This window comes from Paenimyroides viscosum, from assembly GCF_003858535.1.
GTDB lineage: Bacteria > Bacteroidota > Bacteroidia > Flavobacteriales > Flavobacteriaceae > Flavobacterium > Flavobacterium viscosum.
In genome coordinates, this window is record NZ_RQTJ01000035.1 from 22,222 (window position 1) to 30,859 (window position 8,638).

Genomic DNA, 8,638 nt, shown 5'->3' on the forward strand with positions numbered 1-8,638 from the left:
TAAACATATCTATCTTGGTTTAAAGTTATTATAAATCAATTGTTTTAATGTTGTTTTTATAACTTCTTCCAATAGGTAGTTGTTCTCCGGTGCTTAATGTTACTTCTCTTGTTCCTAATACTTGTATGTATTTTTTGTTCACGGCATAGCTGCGGTGGATTTGTACAAAAGAATTAAAATATTTTTCTTTTAACAAAGTACTTAAAGGAGATAAAAGATACTGCTTTTGATCTTTTGTTACAATTGCAGTATAATTATGCATTGCGTTTAAATACAAGACTTTACCAACAACGACTTTAACTTTTTGATGTCCTTCTTTTACAAAAAAGACTCCATTTTCTTCCTGAAGATTAAATTTATTGGTTTTTTCTCGTATTTGTATATATTCGTTAATACGGTTAATGGTTTTTGCAAAACGTTCAAAAGAATATGGTTTCAGCAAATAATCCAAAGTTTCCAAATCAAAACTATCTAAAGCGTAACCAGAATGGTCGGTTGTGAAGATACATACAGGTATATCTAGAATTTGTTTTCTTAATTCTAAACCTGACATATCGGGCATATCTATATCTAAAAAGACAATAACCACATTAGTTACAGAGAAGACTTCTAAGGCTTTTTTTGGTGTTTCATACATGCCTACCAATTCTATCTCGGGGAAATGCGAAAGATAGCCGCTAATAGTCAATCTGTCTAATTCATTATCATCAACAACTACGCAACGAAGTAAGTTCATTATTAATTTTCTTGTAAAAATAATAATTTTTTAAGTTGAAATTGGAATAATTATTTTAACAACTGTTCCTTTATCTTTTTCTGATTGTACTTCTATTCTACCATTTATAGCTTTTACCATATCTTTAATAAAATGTAATCCTAATCCTGTTTGTATGTTTGGCACATGTTTTTCATCATACAAAACACTGAATTGTTCGTTTGTTCCACCCCTTCCGTTATCTGTAATAGATACTATATAGCTATTTGTATCTAACCATGCTTTCCAGATAATTTTAGGCTCATTTATATTTGAAAGGGCTTTCACTGCATTGGATGTAAGATTTCGCATTATGGTTTTAAGATAATTCTCATCGGTTTCCAAGCTTATTCTTTCAGGGTTTTCAAAAGTTATTTCTACATCGAAAACATCATTGAAAAATATTTTAATATCTTTAAAAACATCTTTTATTTCTGTTTTCTTAAATTGTGGTTTAAAGTTTTCCATTTGTTCTTTGCTCCACAGAAGCAGATCTTCCATAGACGACAATAGGTTCTCGGCAGATGCCACTGTTTGCGTTTGTAAACGTTTCTTTGTTACATCATCTAATTCAACATGAGTATTTTGTTGCAAACGAATTAGCTTTATAATATTTGATACAGGACTTCGTAAATCGTGATTTAATATACTGAAGAAGCGAGCTTTAATTTGATTAGCCTCTCTTAGTTCTTTATTGAATAAAGTAAGTTTTTGATTATTTTTTTCTCGAGTTCGGTTTTGGTAATACAACAATCCTCCGATAATTGAAAGTAAAGACATTCCCGCAATGTATAACCACTGCTGTTTTTTATTGGCAGATATAGAGGCGTCTTTTATAGCAAACTCTTTTTCATTAATCATACGAATAGAATCTTCTCTTTTTCGAACTGATATTCTATTTCTTTTTGTGCCATTTCTTTACGATTTTCATCATTAAAAATACTTTCTTAGTAACTAATATGCTCTTTGTATATTTCCAATGCTTTTTGGTAATCGCCTTTTAGTTCATAAGCGTTTGAAAGTTCTCCAGAATATCCCGAATACCTTCTTAAATCTTTAGTATCCTTAAAAATTGTAAAGCCTTTTGAAAACATTGAATAGCTTTGTTTAGTAGCGTATTTCTTTTTGTTACAGAATACTCTTCTTTTGCCATATTTAAATATAAGCTACCTAAATCTGCATTATTTATTATTTCAGACATTTCGTTTCCCTGCTCATGGCTTTTTTCAATAGCTTCTTTAAAATATATCTCTGCTTTTTCATAGTCTTTTAACCTTTGGTATGCAGATGCCATATTTCCTATGATAACGTTGTGAATATGTTTATCGCCTGTTTTTTCATTAAATTTGAGGGCTTTTTGGTAATTTTCTTTTGCTTTTTCATATGCTGCCAACGCATAATATGACAATCCTATGTTGGTATACAGCATTGGATAAATTTCTCCTTTTACTTCAGGATATTTTTTTAATATTTTTTCAACTTTATCGTAATAAAACAATGCCTTTTCTGTATCGTGTTGCCTATGAAATAAAATTCCGATATTATTATATGTATATGCTACATTTCTCCAGTTTTGGCGAGTTTCAAAGTATTTTAAAACATCAAAATAATATTTCAGAGCTTTATTATATTCCCCCATTTGATAATGAGTGTACCCTATATTTTTAACAACACCCCAGTAGAAATCCTTAAGATTTAAGTTTTTATAAATGTGTGCAGATTTGGTAAATGCCTCTAAAGCTTTTTTATATTGATTTGTAGATGAATAACATTCACCTAAATTTTCAAAATATTTTGCTCTTTGCTCATCTGTAGTATTTTCGTGATCAAATAAATATTGTTCATGAGCTTTTTTTTCACAATCTTCCACAAAGTTTTGAGCTTGAGAAAAATTACAAAAACTATTCAAAATAAAAACAACAAGCAACCCAATATTCTTCATAATAACAAAAATTATCCAAAAAAAGAAGTTGCAAAAAGCCACTTGTCAATATAAATACACCGTTCGTCAATTCTTTTTGCAAAATAAAAATAAACATTTTATATTTATTTCATAACAATAATGTAAAATTCAAAATTTATGAAAAAAAATTACTTTAATTACACTTTTATTTTGTGCGCTGTTTAACTATAGTTCTTGGGCACAAACACCATCACAAACGTTGGTTTCGCATGAATGGATATTAAAAACTTTGGTTGTAGATGGACAGAATGTTCCTGTACCTGTAGATATCATTCCTATACACCCAGTATTTGGCACCCCTATGCCTACTATTCCAAACGAAGTGATATTGAAATTTAAACACGAACCAACAGCTCCGGGAATTTTACTTGTAAAAACAAATATGCCTTTTTGTTCTTCAACAGGTTACTTCACAGTTGATAACACAAGCATGCAACTAGATTTCTCTATTGGTATGCCAAATCCATCGATCACTACATCATATTATGATAATTATGATGACTTCTCAAGTATATATATAAATGATTATGTTATTCCTGATTATTCATCTGGCACATATACCATTACAGGGAATATGTTAACACTTGGAAATTCAACTACTTATAGTATATTTGAAAAAGGGGCTTTAAGTTTAAACACTGTGGAAATGGCATCGTTGCAAATATATCCAAATCCTGCTGTTGATATTCTAAACATTTCATATAAGTCAACTATTGAATCTGTTGAGATTATTGATATAACAGGAAAAAAAGTTTTTAAAACAGCTATTTCTAGTGAACAGGGAATCATAGACATTAGCACCTTACAAGCGGGAGTTTACATATTGAATATCTACACAACAGATGGCATGGGGTCTAAAAAAATTATCAAGAAATAAATTTCAAAAATATCTAAATTATGTAAAAACGGCTACTCAATGAATAGCCGTTTTTTATCTCTTATAAAAACAAACAATAGCTTTTTGACATTCTACAAAAACGTTTACACATGAAATATTTTTATGCTTTATTACAGGTTATCATTTGTTGCACTTTTGTTCAACAAGGCTATACCCAACAAAATCTGGTTTTAAACCCAAGTTTTGAAGATATAGATTACAACCGGTTACTTTGTGGGGCATATCAAGGCGGAAATGACTTTGATAATGTAGCCTATCATTGGACTATTCCCAGCTTAGGAACTTCTGACATATTTCATATGAGCTTGAATCCTTCTTGTACTTCTCATCCATTGTTTCCTGGTAACGATCAACTACCAAGAACAGGAGATAGTATGGCACACATAATTGTATTAACGGGCGGAGTTACTGGCAATAGCAGAGAATATTTACAAGGAGAATTAAGCCAGCCTTTAACAGCAGGAAAAAAATACACTATTGCTTTTTTCACGGCATTAAAAGCTAACCCACCAGTTGGACTTGGAGTACCAGGTAATCTGGGTGTTAAATTTTTTACAGCTCCTTATTTTCAACCTACATCTTTTCGTATTAATCAGGCTGACGCTAATTTTCCGCTTACAATTACCAATATAGACGATTGGTTTTTGGTAGAAATGGAGTTTACACCACAAGTTTCTGGATTACAATATTTTATCATTGGAAATTTCACCCCAGGTATAGGTGATATAAACACTATGCATACATATCTGATAGATGATGTTTCTATAATAGTAGATCCGTTTGAGCAGATGGGGCCTTATTGTCAAGGAGAGTCATTTACCTTACCTAAAGTATCAGAAGAAGGTTATACCGGAACATGGTCGCCGGCAGTTAACAACCAGCAAACAACCACTTATACCTTTACTCCCGATGACCCCTCGATACCATCATATACAATGACCGTGGAAATCATTCCGCTTATGGAGCCAGAATTTACAATTGAAAAAAGTTTGTTACGGCACCAACCTTACACTACCAACAGTTTCTAACAATGGTTATTCAGGAGTTTGGTCGCCTAAATTTAATCCTCACCAAACAACAACTTACACATTTAAACCTGATATATCTGACGCTAAGCCATGTATAAAAACCATTAGACATACTGTTGAAATTAAAATGTATATTGATTTTCAGTTAGAATATTACTGTAAGCAAGGAATTGCATATATAGAAGCAATTGTCTCTCAGCCTTCTTCGCAAAACATTTTTGAATGGAAGATAAATGAGATACCTGTTAATGAAACATCGCATTTATTAAACCTTTCCACACACAATAATTTATTAAAAGATTACAACATAATTGAGTTAACAGTAACAAGCGAAGATGGGTGTTCTTCAACAAAATTTATTGAAAGAGAAGATAAAGGCTCGTGGTGCACTATTCAAAAAGGAATTTCTCCAAACGGAGACGGGCTTAACGATTATTTTGATTTAGAAAGTTTTGGTGGTGTTTATCTTAGGATATTTAACCGTTACGGCATCAAAATCTATGAGAATAGTCTTTATACCAACCAATGGTGGGGACAATCAACCAATGGAACATTATTACCAACAGGAACTTATTTTTATAATATACAAACAGTTAGAGGTGAAACATTTACAGGATGGATACAGCTTATAAACGAAATTAAAAATTAGAGCAACTACCTAAAAAACAAAAAAGGCAAATGAGTAAATATCATTGAAAATATATTCAAAAATATAAATTTACTATGTTTTTTCTATAATAAGACTCTTAAAGCGCTTATAACCGAGAATAGCTTTTTTTATGCAAAAGGGATTGCCCTTCGGCAAACTCAGGAACAATTGAAAATCCTTTTTGTGAGGAACGAGCAAAAAGATTGCAACGTAAAGCCTGATCCGCGGCGGCGGATTGCCCAAATGAAAATATAAACCAATAAAAAAGCCTCGAATAAATCCGAGGCTTTTGTGTAAAAATAATGTTGATTATTTTTTCTTTTTTGCTCCACCTTTTTCTGCTTTTGCAGCTTCTTGAGCAGCTTTCATTGCAGCACGAGAAATACGTACTTGTGCAACTACAGTATTTTCTGGTTGTAACAATTTAAAGTTGTTTGTTGGTAATTTAGTAATGTATAATTTATTACCCATTTCTAAATCTGTAATGTCTGCTTCTACGAAGTCAGGTAAGTTTGCAGGCAATGCACGAACTTTTAATTTACGTTGGTTTAAACGTAAAACACCACCAGCCATAACACCTTTAGAATTTCCTACAACTTTAACAGGAACATCCATAGTGATTTCTTTGTCAGCATGTAACTGATAAAAATCGATATGTAAAATTTTGTCTGATACCGGATCAAATTGGATATCTTGTAAAATTGCATCAACAGATTTTCCGTTTAAATCAATTGCAACAGTGTGTACGTTTGGAGTATACACTAAACCTTTGAATGCTTTTTCTTCAGCTGTAAAATGTACTGGTTGTTCTCCTCCGTAAATTACGCAAGGAACCAATCCAGCATTACGTGCAGCCTTGGTTGCTACCTTACCCACGCTTTCTCTTTCTTGTCCTTTAATTGAAATTGATTTCATTTTAAATATATAAAAATTAATAAAAAATTACATGATAAATTTATCACTGATAGATGTGTTATTTTGCACCATGTGCATTACATCTGCAAATAATTCGGCACAGCTTAATACGCGAATTTTGTCGCTTTGTTTTTTTAACGGGATAGAATCTGTTACTATTAATTCTGTTAATGCAGAGTTTTCTATCTTTTCTACAGCATTTCCTGATAAAATTGCGTGAGTACAAATAGCACGTACACTTAATGCGCCACGTTCCATCATAACATCGGCTGCTTTTGCCAATGTACCACCTGTATCAATCATATCGTCTACTAAAATAACATTTCTGCCTGTTACATCACCAATAAGTTCCATAGTATCAATAACGTTAGCTTTTTTACGTTGTTTGTAACATACAACTACTTCACTTTCTAAATATTTAGCATAAGCATACGCACGTTTAGATCCACCCATATCTGGCGAGGCCATAGTTACATTTTCTAAATCTAACGATTTAATATAAGGTAAAAATATGGTAGATGCATACAAATGATCAACAGGTTTTTCAAAGAAACCTTGAATTTGATCGGCATGTAAATCCATCGTCATAATACGTGTAGCTCCAGCTGTTTCTAACATTTTAGCAACTAACTTAGCTCCTATTGGCACACGTGGTTTATCTTTACGATCTTGACGTGCCCATCCGAAATAAGGGATTACCGCTGTAATATGACGAGCAGAAGCACGTTTGGCGGCATCGCACATTAATAACAATTCCATTAAATTATCAGCCGTTGGAAAGGTAGAACATACTAGAAATACTCTTAATCCACGAATTGATTCTTCAAACGAAGGCTGAAATTCTCCATCGCTGTAATGAGAAAATGTTACCTTCCCCAAGGTTACACCGTAATGCTTGGCAATTTTCTCTGCTAATACTTTACTTTCAGAACATGCAAAAACTTTTGCTTCCGGTTCAAAGTAACTCATTGTTGCTTAATTTAGTAGTTATTATTGTTTGTTGTATTGTGGGTGCAAATTTAAAAATAATTTTCTTGTAAAGTGTTTTTTTTTACAATTTTATTTGTTTTAAATAATTTTGTGTTTACATTTGCATCACAATTTCAAGCAAAAAAGCCTGAGTGGCGGAATTGGTAGACGCGCACGACTCAAACTCGTGTTCTTCGGAGTGTGGGTTCGATTCCCACCTCAGGTACATAAAACAGCTCTTAATAACCTGATTTTGAGCTGTTTTTTAGTTCATAAAAACTTCACAAGAAATCAAAAAAAACTCCACCAATTTAAAGTTACAATCTTGAAATGCCCTATATAAAACACCCTTATTGTATTAATAAGCAAACACTGCCGCAAGCATTTAAACTTTCAACAAGTAAAACTTAACATTACCTAGTTAAAACTTTAAACAATTTTGCTTAATTTTATAAAAACAAAACTACCATCATGAAAAAAGATAAATTACAAAAAAAGCTAAAAGAGCAAAATAAGCAATTAAAAAAACAAAAATCTATTATAAAATCGTACAAAAAATTATTGGGCGAGTATGAAGACCTTTCAAAAAGAATGAAAAAGAATATTAAAAAGTTTGAATCATTATTGGAAGATATTGAAGTTGAAGAAGAATTAACCGAAGAAGAAATTGATCAAATCATGAGCCAGTTTGTCGAAGAAAATGAAGACGAAGATCAAGAAACCGATAACAAAAAATAAAAATATCGCCTAAAAATCCTCACTTAGAGGATTTTTTCTTTCAAAAGATACACGAAATACATATCCAATGCAAAACAACCAAGGAATTTCTGTAATCGATGCCATAAAAAAATTAGAACATTATTGTTCATACCAAGATCGATGCTACAAAGAAGTCATCACCAAATTAAAATCCTTAGGTATGTACCAAACAGCAATTGACCATATTTTAGATCATTTGGTTGCAAACAATTTTTTAAACGAAGAGAGATTCGCTAAAAGTTTTGCTCGCGGCAAACACAAGTTTAAGTACTGGGGAAAGCGTCGCATAGAGCAAGAACTAAAATTTCGAGATATATCTTCATACAACATTAAAACCGCCATAAAAGAAATAGAAACCGATTATTTAAGCAATTTCTACACATTAGCAGAACGTAAATGGCAAAATTTAACCGACACCTCCCTAGAGAAAAAAAAACGCAAATGGGTCGGTTTTCTAATGCGTAAAGGTTATGAAAGCAATTTAATATTTGACTTTCTTAAAGACCTACAATAACTTTTACATGAGGTAGGAGTTTTTTTTATGTTTTGTCTCGTCCTGAAATAGCGATACAAAAAAGAAATCGTTATTATGGAAGAAAGAAAAAATTATGTGAAACGCACTCAGCGAGATTACAGCATATCTTTTAAGTTGAGTGTTGTAAAAGAAATCGAGTCTGGGGAGTTATCTACTGTGGGTGCCTGC

The 8,638-nt window shown here is 32.0% G+C and carries 10 protein-coding genes and 1 tRNA gene; 6 read left to right on the plus strand and 5 right to left on the minus strand.

Annotated features, from left to right (window positions below; all coding sequences use genetic code 11):
* Window positions 1–28 precede the first annotated feature (28 nt).
* The 3 genes from EG242_RS12680 to EG242_RS12690 form a co-directional block, all read right to left on the minus strand.
* A complete protein-coding gene (locus EG242_RS12680) occupies window positions 29–736 on the minus strand; it encodes a LytR/AlgR family response regulator transcription factor (protein ID WP_124900233.1) in 708 nt (235 codons plus the stop codon).
* Between the two features lie 30 nt (window positions 737–766).
* Window positions 767–1,615 (minus strand): sensor histidine kinase, encoded by an 849-nt coding sequence (locus EG242_RS12685; protein WP_124900234.1) that lies wholly within the window; start codon window positions 1,613–1,615, stop codon window positions 767–769.
* Between the two features lie 187 nt (window positions 1,616–1,802).
* On the minus strand, window positions 1,803–2,696 hold the full coding sequence (locus EG242_RS12690) for a tetratricopeptide repeat protein (RefSeq protein WP_124900235.1): 894 nt from the start codon (window positions 2,694–2,696) through the stop codon (window positions 1,803–1,805).
* A 250-nt stretch (window positions 2,697–2,946) separates the two neighbouring features.
* Here EG242_RS12690 and EG242_RS12695 point away from each other — a divergent pair, with 250 nt between their 5' ends.
* From EG242_RS12695 to EG242_RS12705, 3 genes are all read left to right on the plus strand, one after another.
* The gene (locus EG242_RS12695; RefSeq protein ID WP_124900236.1) at window positions 2,947–3,594 is read left to right on the plus strand and encodes a T9SS type A sorting domain-containing protein; all 648 of its coding nucleotides are present in this window, start codon (window positions 2,947–2,949) and stop codon (window positions 3,592–3,594) included.
* 110 nt (window positions 3,595–3,704) lie between these two features.
* On the plus strand, window positions 3,705–4,643 hold the full coding sequence (locus EG242_RS12700; protein ID WP_124900237.1) for a hypothetical protein: 939 nt from the start codon (window positions 3,705–3,707) through the stop codon (window positions 4,641–4,643).
* Complete coding sequence (locus tag EG242_RS12705; RefSeq protein ID WP_124900238.1) at window positions 4,594–5,292, plus strand: gliding motility-associated C-terminal domain-containing protein; 699 nt, start codon at window positions 4,594–4,596, stop codon at window positions 5,290–5,292. Before EG242_RS12700 ends, EG242_RS12705 begins: the two co-directional genes overlap by 50 nt.
* Window positions 5,293–5,601: 309 nt before the next feature.
* On the opposite strand, the gene EG242_RS12710 is transcribed toward EG242_RS12705, so the two are convergent.
* Window positions 5,602–6,207: a 50S ribosomal protein L25/general stress protein Ctc gene (locus EG242_RS12710; protein ID WP_124900239.1), complete on the minus strand. Its 606-nt coding sequence runs from the start codon at window positions 6,205–6,207 to the stop codon at window positions 5,602–5,604.
* Between the two features lie 27 nt (window positions 6,208–6,234).
* The gene (locus tag EG242_RS12715; protein ID WP_124900240.1) at window positions 6,235–7,176 is read right to left on the minus strand and encodes a ribose-phosphate pyrophosphokinase; all 942 of its coding nucleotides are present in this window, start codon (window positions 7,174–7,176) and stop codon (window positions 6,235–6,237) included.
* Between the two features lie 146 nt (window positions 7,177–7,322).
* Here EG242_RS12715 and EG242_RS12720 point away from each other — a divergent pair.
* The 3 genes from EG242_RS12720 to EG242_RS12730 all read left to right on the plus strand — a co-directional run bounded on the left by EG242_RS12720 (window position 7,323) and on the right by EG242_RS12730 (window position 8,449).
* Window positions 7,323–7,402 (plus strand) — tRNA-Leu (locus EG242_RS12720).
* Window positions 7,403–7,647: 245 nt separating this feature from the next.
* The gene (locus EG242_RS12725; RefSeq protein WP_124900241.1) at window positions 7,648–7,914 is read left to right on the plus strand and encodes a hypothetical protein; all 267 of its coding nucleotides are present in this window, start codon (window positions 7,648–7,650) and stop codon (window positions 7,912–7,914) included.
* A 67-nt stretch (window positions 7,915–7,981) separates the two neighbouring features.
* Window positions 7,982–8,449, plus strand: a complete 468-nt coding sequence (locus tag EG242_RS12730; RefSeq protein ID WP_124900242.1) for a regulatory protein RecX — start codon at window positions 7,982–7,984, stop codon at window positions 8,447–8,449.
* The last annotated feature ends 189 nt before the right edge of the window (window positions 8,450–8,638 follow it).